We start from the raw sequence: 14,432 nt of genomic DNA on the forward strand, positions 1-14,432 counted from the left end.
TTGTGGAAGACTTATTTTTTTTACATAAAAAACTGAAAACCAATACCTATAAAACAAAAAAGTCTTGGAATGAATCCAAGACTTTCTATCTGCTTTAGGGTGGAAGACCGGGTTCGAACCGGCGACCCTCGGTACCACAAACCGATGCTCTAACCAGCTGAGCTACAACCACCATTTGTAAGCGAGTGCAAAGATAATTTTTTTATATAGTTCTAACAAATATTTAATTGAAATTTGAAGAAATATTTAATTTTAAGAATGGTTTAATTTATTTCTTTTAACTTTAAGTTTTAAATATAACAACTCACCTATATCACACCTAAATCATAATGTATTCTAAATCAAATTATAAGCTTACTTTTCTTCTCTTAGCTTTAGTTTGTTTAAATATTTTTACCGCATTAGCACAAAAAGACAGTGTTCAACTTTATCATGAAAAAAATTTAGAATTAGAAAAATGTCCAGATTTTTCTGAAAATGACTTTGAGTATATCGATAACTTAAACAAACTCTCCTATTACCAACGGTTAATAGCGCAAGATTCGATGAAAATAAACTCAAAACGAGCACTTGAATTGAGTAAAAAAAATAATTACGTTTATGGCGAACTGGAAGCTTTGTCAAATTTTGCCACTTTATACCTTTATACAGGAAAAACAGATAAGGCAATTGAATTTTGTTTGAAAACGGTAAACAATCCTCATCTAAAGGATTATCCCAAAATAGAAATGAAAATTTATAATACCCTTGGGCAAGCCTATTTTTTCAAAAACGATTACCCATCTACATATACTCAATTTTTACACGCCCTGGCCATTGCGGAAAGGACTAATGACGAATTTAATTTGTTCCGACTAAACATGAATTTAGGAACAATTTTTAGTCGATTAGAAGATTCTGACGAAGCGTTAAAATACTATGCTGCAGCATTTGAGGTTGTTAAAAAATTAAATGACCCAACAAAAGAAGCCATGATGTTGAGCAACATGGCATTTTTAAACATAGAACTAGGAAATTTAAGAGTAGCAAAAAGTAATCTAGACGAGACCTTTAAAATGTATGAGACCCATAATAACAATACGTGGCTGGCATGGACCTACGCCACCCAAGGTCTTTACTATCTTAAATTAAACGATTATGAGAAGGCCATAAAGAATTATCAAAAGTCTTTGGACATGCATAGTACAATTAGCGATGTCAAAACTAAAGCCGATATTAAATATGGATTGGCAAGGTCCTACCTAGGTTTAAACAATCTTGTTAAATCTGAAGAATTTGTCTTAAAAAGTCTTGATCTCTATAAATCATCGGATTATGATGCAGGTTTGGAAAAAGCTTATAGAACCATGTATGAAATTAAGAAAAAGCAAAATTTAATAACAGAATCATTAAAATATTTAGAGCTAACCGAAAAAATCTCTAATGATAATTATAAGAAAAAAAATAGACAAAATTTAATGATGCTCAACGCAAAATTGAATTTTGATAAAGAAACGCAACGTTTAAAAGCAGAAAATGAATTGGCGTTAAACGAACAGCGCAAATATGTTAAATGGTCTCTTGCAGGTTTAATTACATTGATGATTATTGTGTTTCTTATTTTTAGCGCTAATCAACGAGAAAAAAAATTAAACAAAAAACTGGCGAACCAAGCAGAAATTCTAAACGAAAACCAGAAAAAACTTACCCAAATTAACGCAAATCAAGACCGTTTATTTTCAATTGTTGGTCATGACCTAAGAGGTCCCATAATTTCATTAAATGAAATTTTAGCATTATACCTGGAAGATCCAGAAGGTAAAACTTATTTTGAAAAATTTGCGCCACAGCTAAAAGAGGATTTAGAGCAAGTGCAATTTACTATGGATAATCTTCTGCACTGGGGAAAAACGCAAATGCAAGGCAGTACGGTAAATATTAAAAGTATACAGGTCAAAGGAGAATTAGATATAATTTTACAATTATATAGAAATGAAATTAACAAGAAATCCATACGTATAAATAACCAAGTTGCTACTAACCACAGTGTTTTTGCAGATTTGCAACAATTTAATATCATTTTCAGAAACCTGATCAACAATGCCATTAAGTTTACCCCAAACAATGGCATGATTACCATTTCTACCAAGATAAAAAATAGGAACCTGGTCATTGAAGTTTCCGATACCGGTGTAGGCATGACAGAGGAAGATGTTCAAAAGCTATTTAGTTCTTCTGAAAATTTTTCTAATTATGGTACAAATAAAGAAAAAGGTACAGGGTTAGGCTTAAGACTCGTTAAAGCAATGGTAATTAAGAATAACGGTGAAATAGCGGTAAAAAGTGAACCGAACAAAGGCAGCCAATTTATTGTAGAACTTCCCTTAGCTATCGCCTAACAGTGAATTTTAATTATAATAATTTTATTGAAAATTGTAGACAACAGAATTATTTAATTGGTTACTATTTCTTCCAAAATTTTCAAAATCATCGACAAAATACACAAATACGACGTCAAAACACACAATAAATCGCGTTTCACAACATTTATTCCTAATTCCTACCGCTCTAAACTAATTTTAGATTCACATTACAGTGATATCTATGAATTTAGGATTAATAAAACTGCATAAACTAATGGGCCTTTTTAGAGGTTGTATAGTCTTATGCTTTTTTTTTAATGGCATACTTTATTCTATTAAAGCCCAAGATTCTAATCGTGACACACTCATAAATGAAATAGAGCAAATAAAACTTTCTGCTAATTTTAATTCTAAAGACACGGTTTACATCAATAGTCTACTTGAGTTGGCCAATAGGTATCGTTTTCACTATTTAGACAGTTTAAAAATTCTTAGTGAAAAAAGTCTTGAACTTAGCAAAAATGCATCTTACATAAACGGCGAAATAAATTCTTATCATGCTTTAGGCGGATTTTATTCTGATAAAGGAAGAATAGACCAGGCCATTGAATATTTCTCCAAAGCCTACAAACTTGCAGACAAGTATGATGATCATTTGTTAAAGGCGGGAATTTTAAACGATTTAGCCAAGGAATATGGGTACAAAGGTGAATACTCAAAAGCGCTGAAATGGTATTTGGCTACTATTGAAATTGCTGAGAAATATGATTACAAAAATATAATCTCTATTGTCAACGACAATATTGCACATCTATATCTGGAACAAAAAGACTATGAGCAAGCCATGGTTTTTCTACAGAAATCTAAAAGTATTCATGAAGAAATAGGTAATCCGATTTTTCTAGCGGAAACACTTAGTAATATAGCTTCTACATATGCGGATATGAATGAGCTAGATTATGCCATGTACAATATCAATATAAGTATTGCCACTTTTGAAAAGGAAAAAATATTGGAATGGTTAGCCTATTGTTATGAAATTAAAGGTAAAATCTACCTTAAAAAAAATAAGAATACATGGGCACTTTACTGGTATAAACAAAGTGAACTATTACACGAGGAAATTGAGGACGACAGAGGTAAAATAGACTTATTAAATGGTATGACCGAAGCATATCTAAATCTTGAAAAAGATAGTATAGCAGAAATACATGCATTGAATGCCTTTAACCTTTCAAAAAAAATAGGCTTAAGATTAGGTATTAAAAGTAGTGCACAAAAACTATCAAAGATATTCAAGAACAAAAAAGACTTTGAAAAGTCTCTTTGGTATCATGAAATTTACCAAGCAACTTATGAATCTCTTTCTGCGATCAGCAACGAAAAAGCACTGAGCATGCTTAAAACCCGAGTTGCCTACGATCAACAAAAAAAACAATTGATTCTTGATAATGAAAAAGCATTGGCCAAACAAAAAATTTACATTTATGTATTTATCGTAATATTGTTCATCTTTGCAATCATTACTTTCCTAATTCACAGAAACGAACAAGCGCAGAAAAAACTGAATCAGCAGTTAAGACATAAAAAAACGGCCCTAGAAGAAAAACAAGCTTACCTGAACGAGCTAAATCAAACCAAAAACAAATTATTTTCTATAATAGGACATGATTTAAGAGGACCTATAGGTGCATTTCAAGGACTTCTAAAATTATTTAAGGAAGGTGAAATGACCAAAGAAGAATTTCTGAATTTTGTACCTAAACTGAAAGTAGATATAGACACTATATCATTTACCCTCAACAATTTACTGTCATGGGGACAAACACAAATGAACGGATCAATAACCAAACATTCTGTTACTAATTTGGATAGTATCGTTGAAGAAAATATTGCATTGTTATCTGAAATAGCAGAATCTAAGTCTATTTCTCTTGTAAATAGGATCGAGCCTAATTGCCAAATTTGGTCAGACCCAAATCAAATAGACATTATCATTAGAAATCTTTTAAGTAATGCTCTAAAATTTACTCCAAATAATGGTCAAATAGTTATTGGTGCCATTCAAAAAATTAAAACTTGCGAGATATATGTTAAAGATAATGGTATGGGCATGAGCGAAGATATCATTAGCAAATTATTTGAAAAAGATTCTAACCATACTACTTACGGTACCAATAATGAAAAAGGAACCGGTCTAGGGCTTTCATTATGCAAAGAAATGGTCGAAAAAAATAATGGAAAAATATGGGTACATAGTGCCATAGGCAAAGGTTCTAGTTTTTACTTTACCATTCCACGAATTCAAAAACAGTATAAAGAATCTGCTTAAATAAGGTGGTCTAACGAATCTACCGCAACCATTCTTTCTACGGTAAATCCTTCAGCATAATCAACACCAACCAACCTGCCTAAATCTTTGGCCCTGTAATGCACACTTTCTATAAATGTCTTACTGCTAATAGGCGTTTCGGGTTCATTGCTATTTGGATCATGAAACTGAGAACTATAGGCTAAAATTGCATCTGTTTTAGTATCTATATACGTACTGATATCTACCACAAAATCTGGACTAATATTCTTCCATTGAATATAATGATAAACTAGTTTAGGTCTCCATTCTTGCTGCTTCTCATCTCCTACTTTAGTTTCAATTCTTCTTAATCCACTTAAAAAGCAGGCATCGCTAACCAACTTACTTCCTTTACCGTGGTCTATATGGCGATCGTCAATAGCATTGCACAATACGATATTAGGCTGGTATTTACGTATCATTTTTATGATTTCTAGTTGATGTGCTTCATTATTAATGAAAAAACCATCCCTAAATCTTAAATTTTCTCGAACCGCAACTCCTAAAATCTTTGCGGCAGCGGCAGATTCTCTATCACGTATTTCTGCAGAACCCCTTGTACCTAATTCACCACGGGTCAAATCTACGATACCTACTTTTTTACCTAGAGCAATTTCTTTTGCAATGGTACCTCCTGCCCCAAGTTCGGCATCATCTGGGTGCGCTCCAAATACTAAAATATCCAACTTCATACTATTCTAATTCTATATATTTACCTTATTTTATTTGGGCAATAGCCTGTAAAATATCCTCTTTTAAATCTTCTGCTTCTTCAATTCCTACGGAAAAACGAATTAATCCGTCAGCAATACCTTGTTCGGCCCTTACCTCTGCGCTCATTAACGCGTGCGATGTCTGGGTAGGCGATATAACAGTACTCTCAACACCAGCAAGGCTCATAGATGGTTTTATCAAATTCAAGACCTTTTGAAACTTTGAAGAATCTAAATTTTCTTTCAATTCAAAAGACAACATTCCTCCAAATCCTTTCATTTGTTTTTTAGCCAAATCATATTCAGGATGTGTAGGTAAACCTGGATAATAAACTTTCTCAATATCTGTTAACTCATCAAGAAAGTAGGCCATTTCCAAGGCATTCTCATTTTGGGCCCTAACACGAATACCCATGGTTTTCATACTTCTCTCTAATAACCAAACCGTATAGTCACTAAGACTACCGCCAAAATTTTTAGCCAAGTGAAAAATACGCTCTATATTTTCAGCGGTAGATGCAACTGCACCTGCACAAATATCCGAATGACCACCCATATATTTTGTAGCGCTATGTATGACCACATCAATACCAAAATCTATAGGGTTTTGATTTACCGGACTTGCGAATGTATTATCTATTAAAGTAATAATACCATGCTTTTTAGCTATAGCAGCAACAGCTTCTAAATCTGTAATTGTCAATAACGGGTTAGAGGGCGTTTCTATATAAATTACCTTTGTATTCTCTTTAATTTGAGCTTCAAAAGCATCTGCATGCCAACCTTCCGTAAAGGAATAGTGTATACCATATTTTGAAAACTCTTCGTTCACCAAATTATATGTTCCACCATATAAAGTCTGTTGCAAGACCACATGGTCCCCTGCATTTAAAAATGCTAATAAAGCAGTACTTACAGCCGCCATGCCACTACCAAAAATAAGAGCAGATTCTGCATGCTCTAAAGCTGCCACTTTTTTACAAAGTCCCTCCTGGTTAGGCGTATTAAAATATCTTGGGTAACGTTTTACATCAACATCTTCATAAGCGTAAGACGTACTCATATATAATGGAGACACAGCTCCTTTATGTTGTTTATCTTCCAATTCACCTACGTGGGTACAAATGGTGTTTAAGCCTTTTTTATTCGAATTCATTTGCTAATAATTAAAGAAAATAAAGGTAAGGAATTAGAATGTAAACAGCCGCAATAGAATTTTATGGATGCCTTCTAATATAGCTTATGAATATTATATTAAGTACGATTGTAAAAAGAATTCATTCTCGCGAATATTTTAAAAAATGTTTACATGAATTAAGAAATATGGAATACTTCATGAAATTTGTTCTTGAAGGCAGCATTCTTTCATTATTAGTTAATAGATTTATAAGACAAACTACACAGCATTGAACCAAAAAATCATTGAATCATGAAAAAGATGTTTTATATAGCCTTACTAGCTATAACCATAGTCGCATGCAAAAACCAAAAACCCACGGTTCAAGGTTATCAAGGTCAAGGTAAAAGTGCCATTGTATCTACCTTATCCAAACCTGTGCAAAAACAATGGAAGGGTATTTGGAGTTTTGAAAATGAAACTGTATTCTTTAGTAATGATTTTGAAAGTGGTAGATTAAACGGTATTACTTATAACGGCAACAATCACTATACCGCTTTAATTACCGCTGAAAATACACCTGTTAATGTAAGTCCTTGGTACGCTTTTAAGGTATGGTCCAATACCCCAAAGACAATTACCCTAAAAATGACTTATCAAGATTCCAGAAGTAGATACTACCCTAAAATCAGTACTGACGGTATAAATTTTATTCCCTTGGACAGCGCAAATTTTACAGGAATAAACAAAGGAACGGGTAATTTTGGAATTAAAGCTGTACCGGAGATGATAGAAATTAAAATAAATATCAGCACAGTACCTACATTCATCACTGCCCAAGAACTATATGGTTCTACAAGGGTAAAAAAATGGATCGATTCCTTAGTTACCAAAGATTTTATTTCAACCTACGAAATTGGCAAAAGCAAAGAACAACGAGCAATGAATTTAATGCAAGTAGGTACTGGAGTGCATAAAAAAGCCGTTATGGTCATTTCTAGACAACACCCGCCAGAGGTTACCGGATTTCTTGCCATGAAATCATTTATTGAAACGCTGAGCGGAGATTCACCAAAAGCCAAAAAGTTTAGAGAAAACTATGAACTATTTGTTGTTCCCTTAATGAATCCTGATGGTGTGGATAATGGGCATTGGAGACACAACATGGGCGGAATTGATTTGAACAGAGATTGGCAAGATTTTAATCAACCTGAAACAAAAAGTGTTAGGGACTTTCTTATAAAAAAGGAATCTGAGGGATACGAATTTGTGTTCGGTGCAGATTTTCATTCCACTTGGGATGATATCTACTATCCTATAGACACAACAATAACAGGAGACAAAGGTAAAATTGTATTTGACTGGATCAACAATATTACCAAAAGATTACCGCAAAAGCATACCAATGTAAAACCATCAACAGAAATAAAACCAACGATGGTATCTAGAAATTACTTTTTTGTTAACCATAACATGCCGGTCATAGTTTTTGAATTAGGCGATAATACCCCTAGGGATTTTTTAAAAGAAAAAGGAAAGGTAGCAGCAGAAGAATTAATGGATTTGTTAAATAGCAATTAGTAAAACACTTTAAGGTAAGCCCATGAGGCATTCAAAAAAGACAAACTTTTAAATTCGATACAAGCCTCTGGCTATTATACCCTTTGGCGATGCCAATAAAATAAGAGCGAAACTAAAAACAAAAAAGCCTCATGGAGATTTTCATGAGGCTTTTATATATTTAAAATTTCTATTTACTATAATGAACTTTATATCTCCAAAAGCTTATTCCGCCCAGCACTAAAACTCCTGCAACTAAATAATATATGAATGTTGGCGTAATAACCTGTGCACCACTAGCGTAACTATGAAGTCCCACTAAATAAAAGTTAACTCCAAAATAAGTCATCATAATACTACCAAAGGCAACCACACTCATAAAATTAAAAGTCCATTTACCCCTTAGACCTGGCACCAATCTGGTATGTATTACAAAAGCATATATCATAATTGAAATTAAGGCCCAAGTTTCTTTTGGATCCCAACCCCAATAACGCCCCCAACTTTCATTGGCCCATTGACCACCTAGAAAGTTACCAATGGTTAGCATAACCAGCCCTGTAGTCAATGCCAATTCGTTAATTATGGTCAATTCCTTAATATTGATTGTCATTCTAGCTTTATTTTTATTGGTCGTCAGTATCATCAAAATCAATGAAACCAAACCTAGGATCATGCCTACGGTCAATGGTCCATAACTACCTACAATAACGGCAACGTGGATCATTAACCAATAACTGTCCAGAACCGGCTGTAGGTTGGCAATAGATGGATCTATCCAACTTTGATGCGCTATCCACAATAGCATAGAAGTAACAAATGCAGACGCCGCAAATGTCATATCACTTTTACGCCCTAAGGCCCAACCAATACCCATAGTTGCCCAAGCTACATATAGAATACTTTCATAGGCGTTACTCCAAGGTGCGTGACCAGAAATATACCAACGCATGACAAGACCTGCAGTATGCCATAAAAATAGCAGCATAATTGTTCCTTTAAAGAAATATATTGCCACCCGCCATACAGAACGATCTTTGAAAATTTGGAATATTAACGTGAAGAACATCAACAAACCAACAAGCGCATAAAAACGATACAACCTATTGAAAATGTTCAATTTATTATAGATCACTTCAAGATCAACTTTCTGTTGCGATGGTAAAACTTCACTACCATGATTAATTTGATTTTGATGAAAAGCAGCCAACAACTTATCTGCAGCGGTATAGTCTCCGCTTTGTTGCGCCTTCCCTAGTGTCATTAAATAATAAGGCATCGCATTTTTTACAAAATTAGAATATAGCGAATCTCTTATTTCGTACTGACCTCCTCTATATTCTACTGCTGATATCCATTTGTTATTTTCATCATCCAATAGCGGAAATATCTTAACAATGTCCTGTCCTAAAGCCTGATTCAGTAAACTCAAACGAATATTGGCATCTTTAAAATCTTGTTGAAATTTATTCGGATTATTGGTAGCTGTAGCTTCTCTTAAAAAAGGTTCTAATTTGTACTGTCCTTTTTTATCAAAGAAATCAGTTGCCTTAACGTATTGCTGACCAGAAGGTATACCTATAATTTTTCTAATACTATCATTTTGTGATTTCTTATCCAAGGCAATAAATTCGGTATTGTACCAAACCGCCGGATTCATCATCATTGATAACAATATTTGATCAGAGGTATATCCTAAATAAGAATCTTTTAGGCTCAGTTTACGAAGAAGTTCAGATGAAAATGTATTAATTGGCTTCATACGCCCACCTTCATCCTGTATCACTAACTTGCCAAACTTATCTGCATGCTCCTTACTGACCATGCTAACTTCTAGCAAAGAATCTATCTGTGCTTTAGAAGGTGCTTCTTGATGACCTTCTTCTGGTGAATGCTGGTCTTGCGCAAAAGACGAAAATGAGAATGCCATTAAAACGGCTATAACCCCAAACATTTTTTTCTTCTTTACTTTTAGTTTATCCAAAGAATCCGCCAAATCTTTAAAGCGTGTTTTTCCAAAAAACATTATGCCCATTAAACCAATATACAAAAGAAAATAACCAATATAGGTGATCCAGGTTCCCCAAAAATCATGATTTACGGACAACGTTGTCCCTTTTTCATCTGGATCAAAGCTCGATTGAAAAAAGCGATATCCCTGATGGTCCAAAACATGGTTCATAAAAATGTCATAATCAAAAGGACGCTCATCTTCAACAGTTACCTTACTCATGTATGATGAATACCCTTTCTCCGTTCCAGGATATTTTTCGGCAATAAAATCGTTCAATTTAATACCAAAAGGCAATTCATGAACTTTTGAGCCATAACGAATAGAAAAATTGAGGCCGCCAACGTTTACTTTTTCACTAAAATCAGAAGGTCCTTTGTTACCTAATAACTTTATCTGCTTTGTTTCACCATTGGCGGTAACATCAAAAACAATGGCATCTTGATCTATTTTCGTTTTCTCCGCATCCGGTATTTCCACAATACCATAAGAGCCTTGTGTTACAGAATCTGGAATTACAAACTGCATACCGGCAGTATTGTAAAGAGAACGAAGTTGTAAAGGTTGCAAACTATCTTTCACCAAAAGTCCCTGAAATTGATCCGCCATACGCATAAAGTTACCATCAAAAGGTGCATAGATTTGGTAAACGGAATCTTTAGTCATTATATTGATGGCTCCGTCTGTTTTATTGTTCAATGCAAAAAGCACGTTATGTATACTAGCCACCTTACCATCTTCCAGATAATGATCATGACGCTCGCCATCACCAGCTTCAACGATTTTTAAAAATTTTGTCCCATTGGCATCTGGCAAAAGTCCTTGTTTTGCACCCTTAATAAATTCAACATAAGATATTTCAAAGTTTTCACCATTGAAATCGGTTTTCCAAGGAAGGTTAGATTTTATAGCTTCGGGAGTAACGATCAAATCATCTTCTAAAATCTTTCTTCTAGCTTCACCATCTATTTCGCCATCTACATAAACGGTCAAATACGTTTTATCGGAATAAAATACGTTTTCAGTCTTACCTTCACGAATGGGCATCATCCCTTCAAAACTGATGTAACGTGTAACGAATGCTCCTACAATAATCAATACCCAAGATAAATGCAGGACCAATACCGGCCATTTTTCCAACCTTAATAGACGATACCTAGAAATATTCCCTAAAAAATTAATTACAAAAAATACCATGATTACTTCAAACCACCAGGCGTTATAAATCCAAATTCGTGCTGTTTCCGTACTGTACCAGCTTTCAATAAAGGTACCGAAGGCCATTGCAGTGGCGAATACGATAAATAAGATGGACATTAAACGTGTAGAAAAGAATATTTTTTTGAACATTTCCGTCATGGAAGAAAGGAGTTGATTTTCAAGATGCAAAAATAAGGTCTTTTCATCATTTACGAATACCTTTTACACCTTTTAAACTTCATTGAAACTGTTAATTTTAACACAACAAGACTTCTATAAACTTCGTACTTTTGTTAACATGATATCAGTAGTGATAGTTGGTACCGGCAATGTAGCCCAGAATCTATTTTATGCATTCCAAAAGTCTGCAAATGTAACCGTAAAACAGGTAATTGGCAGAAATAGAGAACATTTAGCATTTGTACGGAACAAAGCGCTCATAAGTACAGAATTTACACATGAAATTAACGCAGATGTATATATACTTGCCATATCTGATGATGCTATTGGTAGTGTTGCGGAATACTTTAAGAATATAGACACACTCTTGGTACATACCTCTGGTGCAACCCCACTTACAGCTTTAAATTCTGTAAAAAAAATAGGTATATTTTACCCTTTACAAACTTTTACAAAAGGTAAAATTATTTCATTTGATGATATTCCTATATGCATAGAAGCAACCGATAAAAAAGATCTAGAGACATTAACAAAACTAGGTAATTTCCTTAGTAACAATGTCGTTGAAATAGATTCTGAACAACGAAAAACATTACATGTAGCGGCGGTATTCGTTAATAATTTCACCAATTATATGTATACCATTGGGTCTGACATTTGTGCAGAACATAATATTGATTTCTCCTTATTAAAGCCATTAATAAATGAAACAGCTGCAAAATTACAAACGCTAACGCCTTTACAAGCACAAACGGGACCTGCTAAACGCGGAGACCAAAAAACATTACACCATCATTTACAAATTATAAAAGACAAACACCAAAGGGAATTGTATACCCTTTTAAGCAACGCAATAAAAGAAAAACATGGAAAAGAGTTATAAAGAGTATTTAAAAGACATCACCACATTTATTTTTGATGTTGATGGGGTTTTTACAGACGGAAGTCTTTTAGTTACCAGCGAAGGAGAATTGTTACGCAAAATGAACGTTAAGGACGGTTATGCCTTAAAAGTTGCCCTAAAAAAAGGATATAATGTATGCATTATAACAGGAGGAACTAATGAAGGTGTTCGTATTAGGTTAAAAGCCCTTGGCGTTACGGATATATACATGGGTGCACATTACAAGATGGATGCCTTAGAAGAATATATAGGTATTAATCATATTGAACCAGAGAACATATTGTATATGGGCGACGACATACCAGATATTCCGCCAATGAAAGCAGTAGCTTTAGCTACATGTCCACAAAACGCAGTAGCCGAAGTAAAAAGTGTAAGCCAGTACATCTCTCACATTAATGGAGGCAATGGCTGTGTAAGGGACGTTATTGAACAAGTTTTAAAGGTTCGTGGAGATTGGACCAGCCACTTTAGTGCCGCAAACGATTAACAAATGTTGAAGAACAGATTAGAGGATTACCATTTAATATTAGCATCTGGCTCTCCAAGAAGACATCAATTCTTTAAGGAAATGGAGCTAGATTTTGAGGTTAGGATTAAATCTGTGGATGAAATCTATCCAGCTGAATTAAAAGGAGCAGAAATATCAGATTACCTGGCAAAATTAAAGGCAGATGTATTTTTACCCGAATTACAATCAAAAGATATTTTAATTACCTCAGATACGGTAGTTTGGCATAATAACGAATCTTTGGCAAAAGCAGAAGATAGCGCAGAAGCTGAAGAAATGCTCAAAAAGCTATCGGGAGATTGGCATCAAGTAATTTCATCTGTATGTTTCACCACAACTGAACGACAAATTGTACAACATTCAATTACTGAAGTTAAGTTCAAAAGTTTATCAGAAGAAGAAATTCGTCATTATATAAAAGAATATAGACCATATGATAAAGCTGGTGCATACGGCATTCAAGAATGGATCGGGCTTATTGGTATAGAAGAAATTAAGGGCTCCTATACCAACGTTGTTGGCTTACCCACACAGCTGGTCTATACAACATTGGCCCAATTGGTGACAGAACAATTTTAAAACCCATTGAAGTATGAAACTATTAAGATTAAATACGGCATTTTACAGCATTTTATCACTAGTTCTATTAGTAACCAGCTGCAAGGATAAACCCGATACCAATAGTAACGTTTTGGCAATGGCCAACATGGACACTGCGGCAATAATCCCAAAAAAACAGCTTTCCCAAGAATTTAAAGATTATTGGTATAATGGTACCGCAGAAATCACCTCATATAAACTAGAACAAGCTAGATATGGTGAAATGAGAGAAGGTACAGCTGTGATGATCTATGTTACCGAACCTTTTTTGCCAGATGCACAGGTAAAAGCTGATAATAACAACAAAAGTAATATTCCTGTTTTAAAACTTAATTCTACTAAAAACTATATCACAGGCATTTACCCCTACTCTATAATGACAAGCAGTTTTTATCCAGTACATGATAATCAACATGCTCTTAAATTATCTTTTTCATCTCAAGAATGGTGTGGTCATGTTTACGCACAGTTGAACAATAAAGATGATTTTGAAATTATGAGTCATTCTTATTTTGAATCTGAAGGTGACCAACAGTATCATTTAGATAAAGCGACACTTGAAAACGAGATATGGAACAAAGTCAGGATCAACCCTTCTGATCTACCAATTGGGGAAATTTCAATAATACCCTCTTTAGAATTTATACGACTTACCCATAAAGAATTTAGGGCGTACAAAGCATTTACCTCGTTATCAACGGTTAACGGCATAAGCACCTATGAAATCACTTATCCAAAATTAGAACGTACTTTAAAAATCAATTTTCAAAACGAGTTTCCGTACTTAATAGAAAGTTGGACGGATACTTTTTATGACGGATTTGGAAATAACAAAAAGAAATTAACTTCAAAAGCAACAAGAATTAACAGGATTACAACACCCTATTGGCAGCAGAAATCGAATAAGGATTTATCTTTGCGTGATAGTTTAGGGTTATAGC

The 14,432-nt window shown here is 34.1% G+C and carries 10 protein-coding genes and 1 tRNA gene; 7 read left to right on the forward strand and 4 right to left on the reverse strand.

What is annotated here, in order from left to right:
• Positions 1 to 97 precede the first annotated feature (97 nt).
• Positions 98 to 173 (reverse strand) — tRNA-His (locus QZ657_RS01795).
• Positions 174 to 329: 156 nt separating this feature from the next.
• Here QZ657_RS01795 and QZ657_RS01800 point away from each other — a divergent pair.
• Both QZ657_RS01800 and QZ657_RS01805 read left to right on the forward strand, forming a co-directional pair.
• A complete protein-coding gene (locus QZ657_RS01800; RefSeq protein ID WP_291964568.1) occupies positions 330 to 2,378 on the forward strand; it encodes a tetratricopeptide repeat-containing sensor histidine kinase in 2,049 nt (682 codons plus the stop codon).
• Between the two features lie 205 nt (positions 2,379 to 2,583).
• A complete protein-coding gene (locus QZ657_RS01805) occupies positions 2,584 to 4,674 on the forward strand; it encodes a tetratricopeptide repeat-containing sensor histidine kinase (RefSeq protein WP_291964570.1) in 2,091 nt (696 codons plus the stop codon).
• On the opposite strand, the gene bshB1 is transcribed toward QZ657_RS01805, so the two are convergent.
• Both bshB1 and QZ657_RS01815 read right to left on the reverse strand, forming a co-directional pair.
• Entirely contained in the window at positions 4,671 to 5,387 is a 717-nt protein-coding gene (bshB1, locus tag QZ657_RS01810) for a bacillithiol biosynthesis deacetylase BshB1 (RefSeq protein ID WP_291964572.1), read from the reverse strand. The two genes, QZ657_RS01805 and bshB1, sit on opposite strands and share 4 nt — an antisense overlap.
• A gap of 25 nt (positions 5,388 to 5,412) precedes the next feature.
• On the reverse strand, positions 5,413 to 6,564 hold the full coding sequence (locus QZ657_RS01815) for a trans-sulfuration enzyme family protein (protein WP_291964574.1): 1,152 nt from the start codon (positions 6,562 to 6,564) through the stop codon (positions 5,413 to 5,415).
• 273 nt (positions 6,565 to 6,837) lie between these two features.
• Between QZ657_RS01815 and QZ657_RS01820 the strand changes: the two genes are divergently transcribed.
• Positions 6,838 to 8,106 carry a M14 family metallopeptidase gene (locus QZ657_RS01820; protein ID WP_291964576.1) on the forward strand — a complete coding sequence of 423 codons (1,269 nt, stop codon included), beginning with the start codon at positions 6,838 to 6,840 and terminating at the stop codon, positions 8,104 to 8,106.
• Positions 8,107 to 8,275: 169 nt separating this feature from the next.
• Here the strand turns inward: QZ657_RS01820 and ccsA are convergent, their stop codons facing one another.
• Positions 8,276 to 11,455, reverse strand: coding sequence for a cytochrome c biogenesis protein (gene ccsA, locus QZ657_RS01825; RefSeq protein ID WP_291964648.1), 3,180 nt, complete (start codon positions 11,453 to 11,455; stop codon positions 8,276 to 8,278).
• 139 nt (positions 11,456 to 11,594) lie between these two features.
• On the opposite strand from ccsA, the gene QZ657_RS01830 reads away from it, so the two are divergent.
• The 4 genes from QZ657_RS01830 to QZ657_RS01845 are packed head-to-tail and all read left to right on the forward strand — an operon-like array spanning position 11,595 to position 14,431.
• On the forward strand, positions 11,595 to 12,359 hold the full coding sequence (locus QZ657_RS01830; protein WP_291960392.1) for a Rossmann-like and DUF2520 domain-containing protein: 765 nt from the start codon (positions 11,595 to 11,597) through the stop codon (positions 12,357 to 12,359).
• Positions 12,343 to 12,870 (forward strand): KdsC family phosphatase, encoded by a 528-nt coding sequence (locus QZ657_RS01835; RefSeq protein WP_276473336.1) that lies wholly within the window; start codon positions 12,343 to 12,345, stop codon positions 12,868 to 12,870. The genes QZ657_RS01830 and QZ657_RS01835 overlap by 17 nt, the downstream gene beginning before the upstream one ends.
• Before the next feature lie 3 nt (positions 12,871 to 12,873).
• Positions 12,874 to 13,470, forward strand: a complete 597-nt coding sequence (locus tag QZ657_RS01840) for a Maf family nucleotide pyrophosphatase (protein WP_291964578.1) — start codon at positions 12,874 to 12,876, stop codon at positions 13,468 to 13,470.
• Positions 13,471 to 13,483: 13 nt separating this feature from the next.
• Positions 13,484 to 14,431 (forward strand): septum formation inhibitor Maf, encoded by a 948-nt coding sequence (locus QZ657_RS01845; protein WP_291964580.1) that lies wholly within the window; start codon positions 13,484 to 13,486, stop codon positions 14,429 to 14,431.
• Position 14,432 lies beyond the last annotated feature (1 nt).

Source organism: Maribacter sp. (assembly GCA_020629415.1).
Classification (GTDB): domain Bacteria; phylum Bacteroidota; class Bacteroidia; order Flavobacteriales; family Flavobacteriaceae; genus Maribacter; species Maribacter huludaoensis.